This is a genomic window from Arenicella sp. 4NH20-0111 (assembly GCF_040366405.1).
In the GTDB taxonomy this organism is placed as follows: Bacteria; Pseudomonadota; Gammaproteobacteria; order Arenicellales; family Arenicellaceae; genus Arenicella.
Genome location: NZ_BAABWF010000007.1, coordinates 167313 through 187935 on the forward strand (window position 1 = coordinate 167313; position 20623 = coordinate 187935).

The following is a 20623-nucleotide window of genomic DNA, read 5'->3' on the forward strand; positions in this document are numbered from 1 at the left end:
TGTACTTTGGTAACCCTGACAAGCTTATTCAGCTTTTTTTACTACCACTACTTGCACTCGATGGTTTTATACAATGGATAACATTGATTTGCGCTTCCTGTGGACTTCGTTACCCAACGACTGCCGTACCAATCGTATTCAGCAAACGAAGACTCATCTTCGCCGCACGTAATTTCGCCACCGTCGCCGCTGGTGTTACGAGCGCTGTGGCCCAGCGCGCGGCAAAAAGCCGTGCCATTGGTTGATGACACAAATATCTCCTTAGAAGTGCCATATTGAGTCACCGCCATCGGCGTATGATAGATATAAGTACCGCCAGGCGTCAGATAGCTACCCGCATCTTTGACCTCAACGAAAACTTTAGTGTAGCTAACACCGACCACGTTTGGATTTGTGGTCACGTTAACGTTGGCTGCATGCGTTGACACTGTAGAGGCGAGTAGGGCTGCGCCGATTAACAGGTTTTTCATGATTTTCTCTGTGTGTGGTTTAAAGGAGAACCAAGGCTATACCGAGCGAGAGCAAAATGAATGACATCGAGATTAAGAACCCGTTAAGAAAACAAAACACCCAGATTACATTAGCCTATCAGCCCTTCAATTCGCACGGCACCACCCGATTTCATTGACTACGGGTTGTCACATTTCCTGTGGAAAAGCGTCACACGGCGAGACACTATTTTTATACTGAGCCGCAAAAGGCCATCAGGGCCAATCTAACCAAACTGACGGCGACAAGGGCTCCATCCTGAACTGTTGGCATGAAACCTGCTTTAAAAAATAGGGAGAGATGCTCTTGGAATAATGTTCGCCTATTTGCAAACGCTAATTAACCTATGAGAGCCAAATCAGGATTTAAGGTTCGAACAGAATAAAGCAAGGCGTGAATGCATTGCACCATTTTAGAGCGCGAAACGATAATTCATGCCTCACTGGAGGTGTCTAAAAGGATGGGGTTTATTGCAAACTAGGAGATAGTTTATGTCGAAGGTATTGGGTAGATACAGCGCGGTTATCTTTACGATTATCGTATTTTTGGTGCTTGTCATAGGCGTACTAGGCGTCAACTTCAATTTATCGTTTCAGACTGAAGCAAACGCTGAGGTGGTAAACATTGCTGGCCGACAACGCATGCTATCGCAAAGAATCGCTAAATCGTTGAGTAACGTGAGAGCTCGGTTTATAAGCGGAGACGGCTTCGAAGAGCAAGTTTCTGAACTTGACTCGGCGTCACAATTGTTTAACCAAACCGTGATTGCATTCCAGGTCGGCGGAACCACTAAAAGTACGAAATCCGGAAATGCCACACTGACAGCCATTACAGAAGGCCTAGGCTTAGAGGCGGTGCAGGAAGCCATCGAAATTTGGCAGCCTCTGTACCCTAAAATTGCTCAATTGGTCTCTCTATTGTCTAAAAATAATGCTCAAAATGCACGTCTAAACCCGTCCACCTTGACGGCATTGAATGAAGCTCAAGCCTACGTTGATGCAAACATTAACACGTTATTGAAGTTAATGAATGATCTAACAAACTACACCGAAGGGTTGGCCAACCAAGCCGCGGATGAATCCAGAGTGATTCAAACCGCCGGCATAATAGCCAGCCTGTTTTGCTTCTCAACCATACTGTACCTGATTTTTGGGCAACTTCGAAAAGCGGACCGCAGTGCGGCCGCAGCTCGTCAAGAAACACAACGCATCTTCGAAACGGTAGATCAAGGACTGTTTCTAATCGACAAAGACCTCAACATGGGCAATGAGCACTCTAAAGCGCTTGAATCCATTTTTTCCTCGGGCACGCTGTCGGACAGAAACCTCAAGCAGTTCTTAGGAAACCTAGTGTCGGCGGCAGACTTAGAAAAAGTGGAACGATATCTAAAACTGCTGTTCGATCCACACAAGAAGCAACGGTTGCTCACCGACTTGAATCCGCTGAACGAACTTGCCGTTCAGATCGACAACAACGGCCTGCTGCAAAATAAATATCTGAGCTTCTCGTTCAGTCGCGTGGTCAACGATGGAAAAATCGTGGGAGTGCTGTCGTCGGTTGCTGACACCACCAAGGAAGTTCAACTGGCCCAGAAACTTGAGGAAGAAACGCGACGCAATGAGCAGCAATTGGAATTAATCTCGTCGCTAATGGGAGTTGACTCAGACCTTCTTCCAGAATTTTTAGCGAAAAGCAATGAAACTTACGCTCAACTAAACGCTTTGCTCAAAACGCCCGCAAGGTCTGCTTCTGACTTTAAAGCCAAGGCAGATTCAATGATGACCCTAATCCATCGCATCAAAGGCGAAAGCGCCGCTCTAGGATTAGCGCTCATCGCTGACACATGCCACCAGTTCGAAAATCAGATTGAACAGTTGGTATCACACCCCAACTTGTCCGGTGATGAATTCTTGTCATTGACAGTGATGCTGGACCAACTCATTTTTACTAATGAAAAAATAGAGTCTGTCTTCAACGCAGTATTAGGCCACGGAGCTCAACACAACCATCAAGCCAACAACGAGATTGATGACAAAATCAATGTGCAACTCTATGAACTAACCCATCAGATCGCGGACCGACAAAGAAAACGCGTTAACCTAAATCTGGCAGGGTTTGATAACAGTGCCGTAGCTGCGGATATAAAGTTGGATATCGTCTCATTGGCGAGTCAATTACTGCGGAATGCAATTTCCCATGGCGTTGAACCCTCAGAAGAACGTCATACTCACGGAAAACCCGAGGCCGGCGAAATCACGCTGGCGCTATACGATCAAGGAACTCGTGGCCTCAGCCTTGTTTGTGAAGATGACGGGCGCGGCATCGACTTTAAGAAGCTCACACAAAATGCCTTGGCAAAAGGCCTCATCAGCGAAAGAGACTCAACGTCAATTACACCGAGTCGAATTATCAATTTATTGTTAGCGAATCGCTTATCAAGTAATGATTCAGCCGACCAAGATTCCGGACGAGGTGTTGGCCTGTCGCTGGTCAAAGAATTAACGAGCAAGCTAGGCGGGAAAATGTCGCTGCAAACCAAGCCCATGAGTGGAACAAGGTTCACCGTTCGACTCCCCAGCCTAACTACTCAATCATTGTCAAAAGCCGGATAGGCTTAGAGGTCCACATTGTTTAAGCTAATGATCGTTGATGACTCGATGTTAATTCGAAAAAAAATCGAACGTGAATGCGACCAACGTCAATTCAACGTTGTCGGCACTGCCGAAGATGGCGCAGCGGCCATCTCACTATTCAAAAAAGTATCGCCGGACGTTGTTACGATGGATCTCACGATGCCCCATCTCGATGGCATTGAATGCATAAAGGGGCTGGTTAAACTGCAGCCAAAAGTTCGCATACTGGTTATTTCAGCGCTAAACGACAAGGCAACAGGTATTAAGGCGCTTGAAAAAGGCGCAATGGGGTTCGTAACAAAACCTTTTTCGGGGCAAGAACTGCAATCCGCATTAGGTGAAATCATAGACGATGATGTGTAAGAACTATAGTTTAGGAGAACAAGCATGAAGGAAGAAAAACTGAAAATTTTTATCGACAGTATTGTTCAATACTTTCACCACACCAGTGAACCGAATGTCAAAGTTGGCAGCCCGTTTCTGATTAAAAGAATCGAAGAGGTAAGCGCTGACTACACAGGCTCTATCACCATTTCAGGGGCTTATCAGGGAGCCTGCCATTTTACCGCCCCCTCAGCGCTATTACGCCATCTTATTTTGTCCGTAGGTGAATCCGATACGTCCGAGCCCATGATGCAAGACGCCGTAGGAGAGGTCGCCAACACATTATCAGGCAACGCCAGAAGAGAGCTTGGAAAACAATTTATCATTTCCACCCCCAGAGTCTTTAAGGGGCCACCCAGTGATTTAAACAAGCAGGAAAACTCGCGCATATACGCCATACCAATTAATTGGAAGTCGTACAAAGCCACGCTGGGCATTCATCTAAATTGATACCCATCGCTTGATTTAATTCAAATCTCAGTCTATTTGAATTGACGTCTCTGTTCGGTGGTTTTACGAGCGTGGCGCCCTATTCGGTACCCTTAATTAAACAAACCCAATAATATCCGTATACTCTGTCTGATTCATATAGCAACTCAGCCTCCTTTAAAATGAAAACTTTATCTCTGCTCATCACCCTACTAGTGTGCTTGCACTCAACAGCGGCGCTTTCCGAAAGCCTTGCAAGTAAACCTGTTGCTAAACCCGCTAAGGTAATGTTGTTTGGGTCTTTTCATTTTTCGAATCCAGGTTTGGACTACGTTAAGAACAAACAAATTGACGTAACAACCGAGGAAAACCAAACGTATTTAATTAACCTCAGTAAACGCATTGCGAACGAGTTTAAACCCACTGCCGTGCTATTGGAGTGCGATCCAAAACAACAAACGGCCATCAATCAGAACTTCAATAAATACCTCACCGACAATTACGAACTACCGGTAAACGAATCAAACCAAATCGGCTTTCGGGTTGCCAAAGAAGCCAAGATAGAGAAAGTCGTTTGTTTTGATGAACGCAATGTTCAATGGCAAGCGGAAGCGTTGATGAAATCGATGCCGGAGTCCAACCCTGACATACACGCCGATTTTCAGACGCTCATTTCGAACATCACGTCCGAAATTGAAGACTGGCACAAACAGGGCTCACTCAGCGGTGTTTTGAAAAAACTAAACCAACGAGAATACGAAGATAAAAACAAATCACTGTACATTCTGACAAACGGCGTAGGGGCAGGAGACAACTTTGCAGGCGCAGACGCCGCCGCCAGTTGGTGGCACCGAAATTTTCGAATGTACGCCAACATCCAAAAGGCAGCTGCCACAAATAAAAGGGTGCTTGTGATAGCAGGTCACGGCCACACCTCCGTGTTGAGAGACTTTATCGCGCTTGATAAAAACGCAATTCAGGTTGATACGTTAGATGTTCTTTAATTAGGCTTCGTGGCTTTAGCCGAGGCACGTTCTTATGTTTTGCTTTAACCCTTGAGAGATCTGACTTAAGAATGAAAGCTCTATAAGCGTTCCAGGCCGACATTTTTGTTTTCTAGCAATGAAAACCGAGAGTGATAGACGTCATGCATTGCAACGTGATCAACGATCGGCCTTCAAACGGTACTCAGCTGATCGGGCATGCCCGGTTAGCGATTCGCCTCTGGCTAACACCGACGCCTGCTTGCCGATTGTTTGGGCTCCGGCTTGGGATATTTGAATGATGCTGGTTCGCTTTTGAAAGTCGTAGACTCCTAATGGCGAGGTAAATCTTGCCGTCCCTGACGTGGGCAGAACATGGTTGGGGCCCGCACAATAGTCACCCAAAGATTCCGCGCTGTACGGACCGATAAAGATAGCGCCAGCATTGGTGATTTTTTGCGCCAATAGTTCTGCATTCTCGGTGAAGATCTCCAAGTGCTCAGCCGCGATCACGTCGGCTATTTCGACAACCTCATTGGCGTCTTTTGCAATGATCACCGCGCCATTATTGTTGAGCGATTGAGCAATAATCTCTGCACGCTCCATCGTGGGCAAAAGTTTTTGTATAGAGGCTATTACGCTCCCTGCCACCTTTTCACTTGTGGTTAATAATATAGACTGCGCAATTTCATCATGCTCAGCCTGGGCAAATAAATCCATGGCAACCCAATCCGGGTCGACGGAGTCATCAGCGATCACTAACACTTCAGAAGGACCCGCGATCATATCGATTCCTACGCGGCCAAATACCTGCTTCTTGGCCGTCGCAACGTAGATATTCCCAGGGCCCGTGATCTTGTCCACAGCAGGAATGGTTTCCGTGCCATGGGCAAGCGCAGCGACGGCTTGCGCACCTCCAACCCTAAACACGCGGTCAACGCCAGCAATACTGGCGGCGGCCAGCACCATGTCATTAAATTCACCTTTTGGCGTTGGAGAAGTCATCACCAATTCACCCACACCTGCTACTTTAGCCGGTATGGCGTTCATGATGACTGACGATGGGTACGTAGCCTTGCCACCGGGCACATACAGCCCAACACGTTTGATAGGCGTTACTTTTTGCCCTAGCTTAGTCCCATCCTCTTCCGTGTAACTCCAAGAGTCTTGAAGCTGCTTTTGGTGGTAAATACGCACTCGATTTGCGGCATACTCAAGCGCCTCGCGCTGCGCAACAGGAATCGCGTCCAGAGCTTGCTTAATGCGCCATTGAGGCACCTCTAAACCGCGCGCCTCGGCATCAAAACCGTCAAACTTTTTGGTGTAGTTAAACAGTGCTTCATCACCGTATTTGGCGACACTATTTATTACTTCACTAACAATTTCATCGATGCCTGAAACTTGGTCAGAATCTCGATTCAGCAATTGCTTTAGTAAGGAATCAAAGTCGTCCGATTCAGTGGAGAGAATTTTGGGGAGACCGGTCATTTGAGATTAGTAGAATAATGAATGGTTAATCTGTTTGGGCAACCACTTCTTCAAGCCGATTTACCAAGGGGGAGATTAATTGGTGTTTAACGCGCATCGATGCGGCATTTGCAATCAGACGACAGGAGATATCTGCGATCAATTCTTGTGCAACCAGGTTGTTTGCCTTGAGCGTGCTTCCAGTCTCGACTAGGTCGACGATTTCGTCAGCTAGGCCGACCAATGGTGCCAACTCCATCGCTCCGTACAACTTGATAATTTCGGCTTGAATATGTTTGGACTCATAATACTGTCTGGCCGCCTTAACGTATTTGCTTGCCACTCTAATTCGCTTTTGATCTCGCGGCCGATCAACATCCTGAGCGCGAACTGCCGTCATTAATTGACACTTAGCTATTTTTAAATCAAGCAATTCACACAGACCACCACCTTCGTGCTCCATTAAGCCATCTTTGCCCACGATGCCCAGATCGGCGGCACCAAACTGAACGTAAGTGGGCACATCAGTCGCTCTGATGACGACGCACTGCACATCCTCGCGGTTTGTTGCAAAGATAAGCTTACGACTGGTAAATGGGTCATCCAGCAATTCAATCCCAACTTCTTTTAACAGAGGCAAGGTTTGCTTGAGAATGCGACCTTTAGATAATGCGAGAGTAATCATAATTTCTGCCAACCAATATGGCGAATTTGCGTGGATCTAAATTACTTAACCAGAGCTTGTAAGTCCGGCGAACGATCCCAAACGTGACCTGGTACACGGCGAATATTAGCACCTAATCGTGACAGCTTTTCTTCGATGCTCTCATAGCCACGATCGATGTGATAAATACGGTCTATGACCGTTGGTTTATCCGCTACCAGACCAGCCAACACCAAACTCGCCGAAGCTCGTAAATCGGTTGCCATCACGGGCGCACCACGCAATTTATTGCGCCCTTTTATGAAGGCTGTGTTGCCTTCCAAATCAATTTGGGCACCCATACGCTGCAACTCTTGGACGTGCATAAATCGATTTTCAAAAATATTCTCCACCACTTTGCTGGTGCCGTCTGCAACCGAATTCATGGTTACAAATTGCGCCTGCATATCCGTTGGAAAGGCAGGATGAGGGGCGGTATGGATATCAACCGCCTTTGGTTGATTACCGTGCATGTTTAACTCAATGCTGTCACCGTCAATCGTCAGGTCGGCACCGGCCTCAACAAGCTTGTCCAACACCGCATCCAAAAAGGTTGCGTCGGTGGCTCTGGCTTTCACGCGCCCTCGTGTAACCGCTCCCGCAATAAGATACGTGCCAGTTTCAATTCGATCAGAAATTACCGAATGGCTCGCGTCATGCAAACTATCAACGCCTTCAATGACAAGTTCGGAAGTTCCAGCACCAGACACTTTTGCGCCCATTGCGTTCAAGCAATTAGCCAAATCAACGATTTCAGGTTCACGCGCTGCGTTTTCGATGACGGTTGTTCCTTGAGCCAACGACGCGGCCATCATTAAATTTTCTGTACCGGTTACCGACACCATGTCCATGAAGATTCGTGCGCCCTTTAAACGATCACACGAAGCTTTGATATAACCATCTTCAATAACGACCGTAGCGCCCATTGCCTCAAGCCCTTTAATGTGCAAATTCACGGGTCTCGAGCCAATCGCGCAACCGCCAGGCAAAGACACTTCAGCGTGCCCCATGCGAGCCAATATAGGGCCAAGCACTAAGATGCTGGCACGCATTGTTTTGACTAAATCGTACGGTGCTCTGGTTTCATTAAGCTTGCTACCATCGGCGCAAATATTCATTCGCTCATCCACTTCCAGCTCCACACCAAGATAACCCAAAAGGCTCATGGTCGTAGTGATGTCTTGTAAATGAGGCACATTACTTAACGTAAGCTTGCCATCAACGAGCAATGATGAAATGAGAATCGGCAAAGCAGCATTTTTCGCACCCGAAATAATGACTTCACCATCGAGCGGCCCAGCGCCGGTGACAATTAACTTATCCACGTAATTCCTAATTATGTAATGGCTTAAAACTATGCAGTCAGGGCGTCTTTTAATTCGCCACTTTCGTACATTTCGGTCATGATGTCTGAGCCGCCAATAAATTCGCCCTTCACGTACAGCTGAGGAATGGTTGGCCAATTTGAATAGTCTTTGATGCCTTGACGAACCGCATCGTTACTTAACACATCAACCGTCACAAATTCAGTCTCCAACGATTGAAGAATTTGAACTGCACGTCCAGAAAATCCGCATTGAGGGAAATTAGCATTTCCTTTCATAAACAAAACCACCGCATTATCTACGACCGTTTGTTTAATTTGTTCTTGCATACTGACTTCAGTGGTTTCTGGAGTATTATTTTGTTCACTCATAATTTCACCTTTAAAGGTTTATCAAAACAGCCCTATTCGGATTCTGCTGGTGTTAATGTCTTCATCGAAAGCGCGTGTACTTCGGCTTTCATTTTATCGCCCAAGGCGGCGTAAACGAGTTGATGTCGTTGAATTCGTGACTTACCCTCAAATTCTTCCGCGACAATTACAGCCTCAAAGTGATGGCCGTCGCCGTCGACCGACACTTGAGGGTTTTTAAAGCCTGTTTCAATCCAAGTCTTCAATTGCTCTGGCGTTACCATGGTAATAGCTCTCGGTTAATAGTCGTCGTTGTTAATTAATTCGGTGCCTTGTTTCATGCGCTCAAGCCGCGTAAAACAAGGCCGTGTAGGATACCTGAAAGGATTGTCGCCAGCTAGTTTACGATTGGTAATTTACCCTCCATTTACGGCTTAAGGCTCAATATTCTATGCGTCGCGCAGTTTATATCCCTTACTCAACATACGAACGCATACAATCGTCAACACCAAAGCCGCCGACATCATGATCATTGCACTCAATAATACAGGCTGGTCTGATTGCCCAAAAAAACCATACCGAAAGCCATCGATCATGTAGAAAAATGGGTTGGCGTAAGACATTGCAGCCCAAAAGTCGGGCAATGACTTGATTGAATAGAAAACCCCACTCAAAAAAGTGAGGGGCACTATTAAAAAGCTCTGGAAAGCGGCAATTTGATCAAACTTCTCGGCCCACATTCCAGCAATCAAGCCAAGTGCGCCCATTACGTAGCTACCCAAAAAGGCAAACAACAGAACCACAAACATATTATCTATAGGCACCTTGACGTAAAACCAAGCAACCATGAACACGCCGACGCCCACGGCGAGACCGCGAAGAACCGCCGCGCCGATGTACGCCAGAAACATCTCAAGTGCTGAAAATGGCGGCAACAATACAAATATGATGCTGCCCATCACCTTGGACTGAATAAGGCTTGATGACGTGTTAGCAAACGCATTTTGTATGACGCTCATCATTAACAGACCGGGGATCAAAAAAGCCGCGTAGCTGACGCCCGGAAAAACCTCGACGCGGCCTTCAAGCACGTGCCCAAAAACGGCCAAATACAACAACGCGGTTACCACTGGAGCCAACACCGTTTGCAGCCATACTTTTCGCCAGCGTTTAACTTCCTTCAACAGCAGTGTGTAAGTTGCTATCCAATTCATTTAGCTTCTCCTTCAGATGAGCCCGTCATTCGCACAAAGACATCTTCCAAACTGTCGTTTATAACGCTCACAAACTCTATGTCCACACCAGAATCGCGCAACGTGTCCAAAATTTGCATTACTGAATCGGAATCCCGATTTAACGCTAGCTCCAACTCGCAACCATCGAGCCTAACAACCTTAGACTGAAATTCCTGTGGCAATTCACCAAGCACATCTTTAGATCTAACCATCAATTTGGAACCAAGACCTCTAGCAAGTAAATCCTCTTTGGTTTCAAGTGCAATCACTTCCCCTTTATTGATGATGGCAATTCGATCACATAACTCTTCAGCCTCTTCTAGGTAGTGCGTTGTCAAAACAATGGTATGTCCCTCACGGTGCAGGCGGCGAACAAAGCGCCACATTGACTGACGTAACTCGACGTCAACTCCGGCCGTTGGCTCATCCAAAACGAGCACTTGCGGCTTATGAACCAAGGCTTGAGCGATAAGCACTCTTCGCTTCATACCGCCTGAGAGTTGCCGCATATTGCTGTCGGCTTTGTCGGACAAACCGAGCTGCAACAAAAGCTCATCAATCCACTCACCATTGTTACGGATACCATAGTAACCGGATTGAAATTCAAGGGTTTCGCGGACGGTAAAAAAAGGGTCCATCACAATTTCTTGCGGAACCACCCCCAATGCCTGACGTGCTAGGCGATAATCATCACCCACATCGTGCCCCATGATTGAAAGCTGGCCCGAATCGGTTTTCAACAAGCCTGCCAACGCACTGATCAGCGTCGACTTTCCAGCGCCATTTGGCCCTAACAGACCAAAAAACTCACCTTGCTGAATTTCAAAACTGACATTATTTAAGGCTTGTAAATCGCCGTACCGTTTGCTTACACCGCTTATTTTGATAGCGTCAATCACGACACCCCCTGCTGCTAATTTCTATCTGGGCATGACACACAAACTGGGCCACAACGTGAAAGAGCTTTCCGAAGAAAGCTCCCTAAATAATACTTAAAGGACTGATTCCGCTAAGAAGATTTGCGCCTCAAATCAGCGATCAACCCTTGAATGCCTTTTTGATCCAACACAGGCTTAAAGGTAGACCGGTAATTTCGGACAAAATTAACGCCGGCGACTTCAATGTTAAATGCTCGCCACCTCGTATCTTTACGATTGCTCATGTAAAGATTAATCGGATAAGACTCACCCGCTGCCGACACCAGTTCTGCTTCAACCTTTACGATGTCAGCCCCGGGTTTTAAATTAATCGGCTTGTAATTGACCTTTTCTTTTCCGGTGGCACTCAACAAACCTGAAGCATAGGTGGTTAATATGAAGTCTTTAAACACCTCAGCGAACTCGGCTTTTTGTGCTGCTGTCGAGCTTCGAGCGTAGGTTTTCCCTAGAATTTGATTCGCCATCCGAGACATATGTATTGAAGGAATTAAGGTATCTTCCAACATTTTATACAATTTAGTCTCGTCGGCTTTGTATGCGTCACGGTTGGCCTGAATCTTGGCAACCATGGTATCAACCGTGGATCGAACAACTTGATCAGGCGATTGCATTGCCGAGACCGTAGCCGCTGAGGTCGCGACGAGCGCAACGACCAACACTTGAAACATTGAAAATAGCTTACTTTTCAAAGGCGTAACAACACCGCTAAGGGGTCGTTTAACAATTATCGGATTCATAAATAAGGATCTCCTGGGAGCATGTAACCGCGTATTCTGAGTTCATATTATAGCTGGTGGGCACCATAGCACACCAAGCTGAACCGAAAGTTAATTGAACGTAGTGTCAAAACCTTCTTATTCAAGACCGGTATAATGGTTTTTTCTATTACATTGTTTGAGTTGCATTTTGAGTTCGAAACCAAGACACTAGCCGTTTTCGATGAACCTTATTGGCCAGACGAGCTATAATCTGGCGCTGATTTCAATCTCATTTCACCTAAATAACCACGTCTCTTTCTTCCTATGAGTATATTTGTTGCCGTAGCCTTGGTACTGGTCGGCTTTGTTTTATTAATCTGGAGTGCGGATGTCTTAGTCGACAACGCGTCAGAACTCGCCAGTAACTTAGGCGTCTCCACCTTTCTAATTGGCATTGTCATCGTCGGTTTTGGCACGTCTGCTCCAGAACTGTTTGTGTCAGCAATGGCCGCGATGGAAGATAAAGGGAACTTAGCTCTAGGAAACGCCTTGGGCTCCAACATCACAAATATAGGCCTCGTTCTGGGCGCAGCAGCCGTGGTTGGGTTTCTTAGCGTGGATAAGATCGTAGCAAAACGTGATATTCCAATGGTCATTGTCGCCGGCATAGTCTCAGTCGCGCTGCTAATTGATGGCACTTTGAGTGGAATCGATGGACTAGTGCTGCTGGCGCTCTTGGTTGCTTACCTTGTCTACTCGGCCAAGGCGGCTGGCGGTAGCACAGAAGAAGTGATACCCGAAAAAAGCACGGCCTTGAGTGCCGCTTGGACCATCGGCAGCATTATTGTATTAATGGGAGCCTCTCGAATTTTGGTTGAGGGCGCCGTGACCATTGCGACATTCTTTAATGTTAGTGAGTTGCTTATTGGCCTTACTATTGTGGCTATCGGCACCAGCCTGCCAGAACTCGCGGCCGCCATCGCAGCTGCGAAAAAAGGCGTACACGAAATGATTATCGGCAACATAATCGGTTCCAACGTATTCAACACTCTTGGTGTGCTCGGATTGACTGGCGCTCTAAGAGAAACGGGCATTGATACGGGCGTGCTTTGGCGAGATTTCCCCGTCATGTTCGCATTTACTATTTTCATGCTCATCGTTGGCCTTTATAAGGGCGGCTTTGGTCGACGAGAAGGCATCCTTCTGCTGATTGGTTACTTCAGCTACCTTGGGTTCTTAATAATCAGTGCTACATAAACTGATAAGAACCATTTTAACTCGTGCCACTTATAACTCGTACCACTTACTTCATCTGTTTGGTTTACTAAAATTATGACGAAAACTGAGAAAATGAACGATTTTATCGCTTCGGCCCACAAAGTTCTCCAAGTAGAAGCGGATGCTATCAGCTCGCAAATCAAACACGTCGATCAATCATTTATCGATGCCTGTGAAAAGATTTTAGATTGCGACGGTAGAATCGTGGTTACAGGAATGGGGAAATCAGGGCACATAGCGAACAAAATAGCCGCCACCCTGGCCAGCACCGGCACACCAGCCTTTTTTGTGCACCCAGGTGAAGCAAGTCATGGCGATTTAGGCATGATTACACCGAAAGATTTAGTATTGGCAATCTCCAACTCAGGTGAAACAGCGGAAGTGTTGTCCATTCTACCAATTATTAAACGTATGGGCGTTCCATTAATAGGCCTTGCTAGCGCTCCTGAATCAACACTGGCAAGACTGTCGTCGGTCTATATCAACATACCCGTAACTCAAGAAGCTTGCCCAATGAACTTAGCGCCGACAGCCAGCACCACGGCCACACTGGCAATTGGTGACGCGTTAGCGATTGCGGTGTTAAACGCACGTGACTTTGATGAAAAAGACTTCGCGCGATCACATCCTGGAGGATCCCTTGGCCGCCGCTTACTTCTGTACGTCGAGGACATTATGCACAAGGGCGACAGTATCCCGCTGGTAACAGAATCAGCGACGTTATCCGATGCTTTGGTTGAAATGACCACAAAAGGCCTTGGTATGACCGGCATCATCGACAGCGAAGGCAAATTGAGCGGTATCTATACCGACGGAGATTTACGCCGCACACTTGCTGACCGCGTCAGTGTAGACATTCCAATTACCGAAATCATGACCAAGGCCCCTGTCACCGCTAAAGCAGATATACTGGCTGCCGAACTTGTTACGATCATGAAAGCAAAGCGCATTGGCGCATTGATTGTTACCGACGACGCTGGCGTGGTTGGTGCTCTGAATATGCAGGACCTCTTGAAGGCAGGTGTTTTATGAACCAACTCCCTCCACTTCCCTACGATGTGCCAGACCAAGCGTTCAAAAAAGCCGCCCAAATAAAGCTGGCGCTTTTTGACGTTGATGGTGTCTTAACCGATGGCAAGCTACACTACAGTAAAAAGGGAGAACAATTAAAAGTTTTCCATGCCCTAGATGGTCACGGCCTAAAAATGTTACAAATGGCTGGGATAGATGTAGGGGTAATCTCCGCTCGAAAATCTAAGGCATTGCAAACAAGGCTCAGTGATTTAGGCATTAAACATTGCCACCTTGGAGTGAATGACAAGTTAAGCGTTTTTGAACAATTACGAACAACACTGGGTCTGAAGCCTGAGCACTGCGCTTTTACGGGCGACGATGTAATTGATCTAGCCGTGATGCAAGCCTGTGGCTTGAAATTTTCCGTGGAGAACGGTCATTTTATTGTTAAGCACCTAGCCGATTGGGTGGCCCCGTTACTCGGCGGGAACGGCGCAGTAAGAGCTATCTGCGATGTTCTTTTATACAGCCAAAATAACTACCCATTAGGTTCTAACCAGTTAGGCCAATAAGTGGCACAGCATTTAGCAAACGAAACTAATAAGACGCAATGAAGCAACTCGAAACAATTCTATACATCGCTGTTTTGGGCCTAATAGGTTTGTTTGGCATCTATTTGCAAAGCACCATGCTCGAAGAGGACGTGGTTGAAGAAAACATATCCGAACGTCACGACCCAGACTATTACGTACTTAATTTTATAGCGACAGGCCTCGATAAAAACGGACAACGTCGATATGTGCTGAAGGCCGACCGCATGGTTCATTTTCCTGATGATGACACGGCTGTGTTTGATAACCCTCATGTCATCGAGTACGAAGAGGGCTTAGCCCCCAGACACACCAAAGCCGACTCGGGCTGGATGAATTCCACAGGGGACGAAATACTAATGACAGGAAATGTCGTTGTAACAGCCGAAGCTGACGAACGCGGCCCGGGTGTCACGCTCAAGTCTAACCGAATGCGAATACTGTTAGACAAGTCAAAAAAAGGTGACATTCTTTAGCCATAAGTGACGCCTCGTTCAGCCTACGCTCAGCTACTGTGGTATATTTTGTTGCTGAACATGGGTCAGCTCAAAAGCCACCTAAGCCTCAATACGAAATACAATAAAAATCATGAAATCACTTAAAAATCGATTATTTTCGTCTCGACCTAACCGTTTTCTAGGGTTAATGGCATCAGTGATGGCCTTGCTGATATCGAGTTCGGCTTTGGCACTTAAATCTGACCGCGACCAACCTGCCGATATTGAAGCCGAAGACACCCTATTTGACTTCAAAACAGGAAAACGCACCTTTACTGGCAATGTGATTGTCATACAAGGCACGTTGCGCATCAAAGCCGACAAGGTAGTAGCAAACTACAAAGACGGGGAACTGCAAAATGCCACCGCCTGGGGTAAACCAGCTCGTTTCAAACAGCGCCCAGATGGTAAGCCAGACGATGTTGAAGGCAGGGCTAGAAAAATATACGTCAACTCTCTGGCAAACACTTTGCTACTTACAACAAGAGCAAACCTGACGCAGGGTGGTACCAGCGTAAACGGCGAGTCCATCTTATATAACATGGCCAATGACACACTTAAAGTTCAGGGCTCGGACAATAAGCCTTCAAGTATTGGAACCGGTGGAAAATCTGGTAAAGCACGACCGCAGCGTAAACTTGAAGACCCATTCAAAGATGACCCGCTGCCTAGCACCAAGAAAACCAAAAAGAAGAAATCTAAGAAATCAACTCAGTCAAAGAAAGGCATGACTGACGCAGAAGACGCAGTGGAAGCCACGGTTGAAGACACCGCTCCACCCGTACCTGTTGGGCGCTCACGATTAATCATACAGCCGAAACCAAAGCCTAAACCTGAAGTCGATAGCAAGAAAAAGAACAAAGACGACGATGCTGAAGAAACCACTAACGAAGACGATAGCAAATAACACGAATGAGTATTCTTGAGACCAAAGATCTCTGTAAGAGCTATCGCGGCTTAGAGGTAGTAAAGAAGATCAACATTTCCGTTGAAAGCGGCCAAGTCGTTGGATTACTTGGCCCAAATGGAGCAGGTAAAACGACCAGTTTCTATATGGTGGTGGGCTTAGTCCGTAGCGACAGTGGGCGTATTTCGCTTAACGGCCAGGATATCAGCCACTTACCTATGCACTCTCGCGCAAAGTTGGGCATCGGTTATTTACCTCAAGAGCCATCAATTTTTCGAAAACTCACGGTTGCTGAAAACCTCATGGCGGTGCTTGAAACTGACAAGAGCCTATCGCCTCAGCAACGCGGTTTGCGAGTCGAACAGTTGCTGGAGGAGTTTAACATTGGTCACAAGCGAGACACGCTGGGCATATCATTGTCTGGCGGTGAACGGCGTCGAGCGGAAATCGCACGATGCATCGCACTTAAACCGTATTTCATTTTGCTCGACGAACCATTCGCAGGTATCGACCCTATTTCGGTAGGAGACATTCAGCAAATTATCGACTATTTACGAAACTCAGGCATTGGCATAATCATTACAGACCACAATGTGCGCGAAACCTTAGATATTTGTGACCATTCTTACATCTTGACCGAAGGCAAGGTCTTGACTGAGGGCACTGCCAAACAAATATTAAGTCATCAAGGTGTCCGAGATGTTTACCTAGGATCGAAGTTTAAGATTTAAGTATTGAGAAGTTTTGACACTCGTACACGACAACACCATTAAGAGACTAAAGAAAAACGCCCTACACAAGCACAAACTACTGAGATTTGCATGATTACCAAAATTTGATGGTAAAGAAATCTCGATAAGCATAGAATGATCCCATGATTGTGATGGTTTGCGGCTTGTTTTTTTCTATTCCATACCCAACTTCTTATTATGGAGTTAGTCAAATCAGTACTCACATCACAGACGTCAAATCTCAGCCAAATAGCGCGCATAATGCCCTATTTTCGATGGTGATATGAAGCAGTCCTTGCATCTAAAGCTGTCTCAGCAGCTCACTCTTACGCCGCAGTTGAAGCAATCGCTGAAGCTGCTACAACTCCCATCGCTGGACTTAGAGAATGAGATTCAAATTGCACTGGACAATAACCCCTTATTAGAACGTGTTGAATCCGAAACCATTGAAAATGAGCAAATACAAACGGTCAGCCTTGCGCAAGACAATGGCATTCCGCAGCCAATAGCCGAGTCATCCGATCCTGGCTACGAAATGGAGCGGACAGATAATCTCGCCCCAGAACAGGACTTGTCGGCAAATTGGGATGAATCCTTTGAACCTCAACGGGCCTCACAGGTAGTCAACCACAGTGGCGCCAACGACAGCGAATTCACTCAATTTGCGGTCAAACAAGAATCGCTGTTCGAACACGTTGAATGGCAGGTTAAAATGACCTCTCTTTCTGATAAGGATCAGCTGATTGCAACAACAATTTTACATTGCCTAAATGACGACGGCTATGTAACCGCGGAAACCGAGGATATCGCCAGATTACTTCCTGCTGGAATGGAAATTGAAGCGGATGAGGTAAACGCCGTTTTAAGTCTAATTAAGACACTTGACCCACTCGGCGTCGGGGCAAGAAACCTCCAAGAACGACTATTAATATTACTGAACAGCCTTAACGCCGACGCCGCAGCCCTTGAATTGGCAAAGCAAATAGTAAGCCATCATTTGGATCTGGTTGGTAGCCACAACCTTGCGAAGTTAAAAAAGTCTCTAGGGGTCTCAGGTGATGAACTGTCGCAGTCCCTCGCCTTAATTACGTCACTAAACCCCGTGATTGCACCACAGTTTTCATCCGACAATGAGAATTACGTAATCCCAGACGTGGTCGTTAAGAAGATCGGAGACACTTGGTTAGCACAACTAAACTCTGAAAATCACTCGAAGCTTAGAGTTAATGACACTTACGCTGAGCTACTGCACTCGTCGTCCAAACTGGATAAAGAAGGCAACGACTATATTCAACACAATCTAAATGAAGCGAAAAACTTTATCAAAGGACTAATGAGTCGGTACGACACATTAATTCTTGTTTCACAAGAAATAGTAAAACGCCAGCAACGGTTTTTTGAAGAGGGCGAGACGGGAATGCAACCTATGGTCCTTCACGATATAGCCAATGCACTGGAAATGCATGAATCGACAATATCGCGAGCCACCTCTGGTAAATACCTGCATTCACCTAAGGGGGTTTTCGAACTCAAATACTTTTTTTCGAGCGCCGTCAGCAATACCGACGGCGCCACCTCTAGTTCAACAGCCATTAGGTCACTGATACGAACAATGGTGGAAGCTGAATCAAAAGCAAAACCATTAAGTGACAATAAAATTGCTAAGGAACTGGAGAAACAAGGGCACATTGTTGCCAGACGCACCGTGGCTAAATACCGCGAAAGCATGCAGATAGCACCTTCTAGCCAACGAAAATCGTTGGTGGGTTAATGGTCTCATTGAAAATCACCCTTACCACACGATGAAACCATTCCGCACGCAAGCCGTATTAGACGCACGGCGCCCTAACAATGCGCTAAAGTTAACGACGCAAACCGACTTCCACGCGTCATTTACAGGAGACAACTATGCAGTTAACCATCTCAGGACATCAAATCGATCTAACTGACTCAATGAAACACTATATTGGTGAAAAGATGCAGCGTATTGAACGCCACTTTGATCACGTAAACAGTATCGATGTGGTCCTGCATGTTGAAAAAATTCATCATAAGGCTGAGGCCACGGTTAATGCGAAAGGAATCACCATGCACGCGCACGCGGACTCTGAAAATATGTATGCCACAATTGATACCTTAGCTGATAAACTCGACTCACAAGTGAGAAAACACAAAGAAAAGATCACCAATCACCACCGAGCCGGTGGGGCATTGAAAGATCAGAACTTTGAGTCAGATATTCCGGAATAATCAGCGCTTTCTAAGTTTGCACTGAGAAATTCCCGTTCAAGTAACCACACTAAATCAGTCCACCGCTACTCACGTAGCGGTGGATTTTTTAATCAAATGAATTCAACCAATTTTTTATTCGCCAGCCTCGATAGAGAACGAATCCAAGTTCAAAGCGAGGTCAGTAGTAGCAAACGTCTACTCCAAGCCATGTCACACTTATTGATGACAGGCCTTGATGAAGAAGCTAAAGAAAAAGACGTTTATCACCTTCTCCTAGAACGAGAAAAGATCGGCAATACTGGTGTTGGAAATGGCGTGGCCATCCCTCATTCGCGCTGTGATTTCACTGATGAGGCCGTAGTGGCAATCATGACCATGGAAAACGCAGTCGACTATGATAGCTTGGATAAACAGCCTGTTGACATTGCATTTGGTTTACTCGTACCCACTGAAGCGACGCAAAACCACTTAAATCTGCTGGCAGACATAGCCAAACTTATGTCAAATGATAGTCACAAAAAAACGTTAGCATCAGCAAAAACAAGCGACGAAGTTCTCAACCTTATTAACCACTGGACCACAACCTGACCTTCTCATCATGAGCACACCAAAGTTCTTTATCATCAGTGGTACCTCTGGCTCTGGGAAGACTATTGCCCTACAAGTGTTAGAAGACTTGGGCTTTTACTGCATCGATAACTTACCCGCCTCACTGGTCCCAGAGATGGCCGCACGGGTGTTGGGCAATAACACCAAAGACCATAACTGTGCATTCAGCATTGATTCACGCAACCAGGATATCATTGGTGACTTAGAAGACAGCTTTAATAGTTTGAAAGCGTTCAATATCGAAACAAGGATTATTTTTCTTGATGCAGACGACGACACACTGCTAAAGCGATACAGTGAAACTCGGCGCAAACACCCATTGAGTGACGAAAATACATCACTCAGCGAAGCCATTCATAAAGAACGAGACTTATTAAAGTACCTTCAACGTTCAGCAGATTGCCGTATCGACACAGCCTCGACCACCCCACATGAACTGCGCAAGCTAATCAAAGATGAAACAGCGGTTATTAGCGAACGTGGTTTAACATTGCTGTTTCAATCATTTGGCTTTAAGTACGGCGGCCCCACCGATGCCGATTTCATTTTTGATGTGCGCTGCCTGCCTAACCCTCATTGGCAACCGGAACTTAAGGCATTAACTGGATTGGATAGACCAGTCGCTGACTTTTTGGACACCCAACCGTTGTGTACTGACATGTATCTTGACATAAAGAATTTTGTGGAAACTTGGCTTCCCCACTTCATTCAAGACAATAGAAATTACATTACCGTTGGGATTGGTTGTACTGGCGGCCAGCATAGATCGGTATACCTAACTCAAAAACTCAAGCAACATTTTGCCAACAACGAAGCCATACACACCCTGGCTCGACACCGCGAGATGAGCGTCTAAGAAACATGATTGAAGAACACCTTTCTATTATAAATAAGCTCGGTTTGCACGCGCGCGCGTCCGCAAAATTGGTAAATACGGCCAGTAAGTTTGAAAGCCGCGTCGAAATCGACTTCGCAGGGCAAACCGCCGACGCCAAAAGTATCATGCAAGTCATGATGCTGGCTGCATCGATAGGCAGTAACATGACGGTCCGAACTGATGGCGCTGATGAAACGGCCGCGTTGAAGGCCGTGTCAGATCTAATAAATAACTATTTCGACGAAGAGGAATGA

Annotated in this window: 24 protein-coding genes; 15 read left to right on the forward strand and 9 right to left on the reverse strand. The window is 46.3% G+C overall.

What is annotated here, in order from left to right:
* Positions 1-47: 47 nt before the first annotated feature.
* The gene (locus ABWW54_RS14790) at positions 48-470 is read right to left on the reverse strand and encodes a hypothetical protein (protein ID WP_353413305.1); all 423 of its coding nucleotides are present in this window, start codon (positions 468-470) and stop codon (positions 48-50) included.
* Positions 471-980: 510 nt separating this feature from the next.
* On the opposite strand from ABWW54_RS14790, the gene ABWW54_RS14795 reads away from it, so the two are divergent.
* From ABWW54_RS14795 to ABWW54_RS14810, 4 genes are all read left to right on the forward strand, one after another.
* Positions 981-3101 carry an ATP-binding protein gene (locus ABWW54_RS14795; protein ID WP_353413306.1) on the forward strand — a complete coding sequence of 707 codons (2121 nt, stop codon included), beginning with the start codon at positions 981-983 and terminating at the stop codon, positions 3099-3101.
* A 15-nt stretch (positions 3102-3116) separates the two neighbouring features.
* Positions 3117-3485, forward strand: coding sequence for a response regulator (locus ABWW54_RS14800; RefSeq protein ID WP_353413308.1), 369 nt, complete (start codon positions 3117-3119; stop codon positions 3483-3485).
* A gap of 24 nt (positions 3486-3509) precedes the next feature.
* Positions 3510-3956 carry a chemotaxis protein CheX gene (locus ABWW54_RS14805; RefSeq protein WP_353413310.1) on the forward strand — a complete coding sequence of 149 codons (447 nt, stop codon included), beginning with the start codon at positions 3510-3512 and terminating at the stop codon, positions 3954-3956.
* Between the two features lie 161 nt (positions 3957-4117).
* Positions 4118-4939, forward strand: coding sequence for a DUF5694 domain-containing protein (locus ABWW54_RS14810; protein ID WP_353413312.1), 822 nt, complete (start codon positions 4118-4120; stop codon positions 4937-4939).
* Between the two features lie 159 nt (positions 4940-5098).
* Here ABWW54_RS14810 and hisD read toward each other — a convergent pair whose 3' ends face one another.
* The 8 genes from hisD to ABWW54_RS14850 form a co-directional block, all read right to left on the reverse strand.
* A complete protein-coding gene (gene hisD / locus ABWW54_RS14815) occupies positions 5099-6406 on the reverse strand; it encodes a histidinol dehydrogenase (RefSeq protein ID WP_353413314.1) in 1308 nt (435 codons plus the stop codon).
* A 25-nt stretch (positions 6407-6431) separates the two neighbouring features.
* Entirely contained in the window at positions 6432-7070 is a 639-nt protein-coding gene (hisG, locus tag ABWW54_RS14820; RefSeq protein ID WP_353413316.1) for an ATP phosphoribosyltransferase, read from the reverse strand.
* A gap of 41 nt (positions 7071-7111) precedes the next feature.
* Positions 7112-8413: a UDP-N-acetylglucosamine 1-carboxyvinyltransferase gene (gene murA, locus ABWW54_RS14825; protein WP_353413318.1), complete on the reverse strand. Its 1302-nt coding sequence runs from the start codon at positions 8411-8413 to the stop codon at positions 7112-7114.
* A gap of 29 nt (positions 8414-8442) precedes the next feature.
* Positions 8443-8784: a Grx4 family monothiol glutaredoxin gene (gene grxD / locus ABWW54_RS14830; protein WP_353413319.1), complete on the reverse strand. Its 342-nt coding sequence runs from the start codon at positions 8782-8784 to the stop codon at positions 8443-8445.
* A 32-nt stretch (positions 8785-8816) separates the two neighbouring features.
* Positions 8817-9047 (reverse strand): BolA family protein, encoded by a 231-nt coding sequence (locus ABWW54_RS14835; RefSeq protein WP_353413321.1) that lies wholly within the window; start codon positions 9045-9047, stop codon positions 8817-8819.
* Between the two features lie 165 nt (positions 9048-9212).
* On the reverse strand, positions 9213-9977 hold the full coding sequence (locus ABWW54_RS14840; RefSeq protein ID WP_353413323.1) for an ABC transporter permease: 765 nt from the start codon (positions 9975-9977) through the stop codon (positions 9213-9215).
* Positions 9974-10894, reverse strand: coding sequence for an ABC transporter ATP-binding protein (locus tag ABWW54_RS14845; protein ID WP_353413492.1), 921 nt, complete (start codon positions 10892-10894; stop codon positions 9974-9976). Before ABWW54_RS14845 ends, ABWW54_RS14840 begins: the two co-directional genes overlap by 4 nt.
* 113 nt (positions 10895-11007) lie before the next feature.
* Positions 11008-11673 carry an MlaC/ttg2D family ABC transporter substrate-binding protein gene (locus ABWW54_RS14850; RefSeq protein WP_353413324.1) on the reverse strand — a complete coding sequence of 222 codons (666 nt, stop codon included), beginning with the start codon at positions 11671-11673 and terminating at the stop codon, positions 11008-11010.
* A gap of 285 nt (positions 11674-11958) precedes the next feature.
* Between ABWW54_RS14850 and ABWW54_RS14855 the strand changes: the two genes are divergently transcribed.
* From ABWW54_RS14855 to ABWW54_RS14905, 11 genes are all read left to right on the forward strand, one after another.
* Complete coding sequence (locus tag ABWW54_RS14855; RefSeq protein WP_353413326.1) at positions 11959-12891, forward strand: calcium/sodium antiporter; 933 nt, start codon at positions 11959-11961, stop codon at positions 12889-12891.
* 75 nt (positions 12892-12966) lie between these two features.
* The gene (locus tag ABWW54_RS14860; protein ID WP_353413327.1) at positions 12967-13944 is read left to right on the forward strand and encodes a KpsF/GutQ family sugar-phosphate isomerase; all 978 of its coding nucleotides are present in this window, start codon (positions 12967-12969) and stop codon (positions 13942-13944) included.
* Entirely contained in the window at positions 13941-14498 is a 558-nt protein-coding gene (locus ABWW54_RS14865) for a KdsC family phosphatase (protein ID WP_353413329.1), read from the forward strand. Before ABWW54_RS14860 ends, ABWW54_RS14865 begins: the two co-directional genes overlap by 4 nt.
* Before the next feature lie 38 nt (positions 14499-14536).
* A complete protein-coding gene (gene lptC, locus ABWW54_RS14870; protein ID WP_353413331.1) occupies positions 14537-14992 on the forward strand; it encodes an LPS export ABC transporter periplasmic protein LptC in 456 nt (151 codons plus the stop codon).
* 112 nt (positions 14993-15104) lie between these two features.
* A complete protein-coding gene (gene lptA, locus ABWW54_RS14875; RefSeq protein WP_353413333.1) occupies positions 15105-15920 on the forward strand; it encodes a lipopolysaccharide transport periplasmic protein LptA in 816 nt (271 codons plus the stop codon).
* Between the two features lie 5 nt (positions 15921-15925).
* On the forward strand, positions 15926-16651 hold the full coding sequence (lptB, locus tag ABWW54_RS14880) for an LPS export ABC transporter ATP-binding protein (protein WP_353413335.1): 726 nt from the start codon (positions 15926-15928) through the stop codon (positions 16649-16651).
* Between the two features lie 283 nt (positions 16652-16934).
* Positions 16935-18422, forward strand: coding sequence for an RNA polymerase factor sigma-54 (locus ABWW54_RS14885; protein WP_353413337.1), 1488 nt, complete (start codon positions 16935-16937; stop codon positions 18420-18422).
* A 137-nt stretch (positions 18423-18559) separates the two neighbouring features.
* The gene (gene hpf / locus ABWW54_RS14890) at positions 18560-18901 is read left to right on the forward strand and encodes a ribosome hibernation-promoting factor, HPF/YfiA family (RefSeq protein ID WP_353413338.1); all 342 of its coding nucleotides are present in this window, start codon (positions 18560-18562) and stop codon (positions 18899-18901) included.
* 96 nt (positions 18902-18997) lie between these two features.
* Entirely contained in the window at positions 18998-19471 is a 474-nt protein-coding gene (locus ABWW54_RS14895) for a PTS sugar transporter subunit IIA (protein ID WP_353413340.1), read from the forward strand.
* Positions 19472-19481: 10 nt separating this feature from the next.
* Positions 19482-20348, forward strand: a complete 867-nt coding sequence (rapZ, locus tag ABWW54_RS14900; protein WP_353413342.1) for an RNase adapter RapZ — start codon at positions 19482-19484, stop codon at positions 20346-20348.
* A gap of 5 nt (positions 20349-20353) precedes the next feature.
* Positions 20354-20623, forward strand: coding sequence for an HPr family phosphocarrier protein (locus ABWW54_RS14905; protein ID WP_353413343.1), 270 nt, complete (start codon positions 20354-20356; stop codon positions 20621-20623).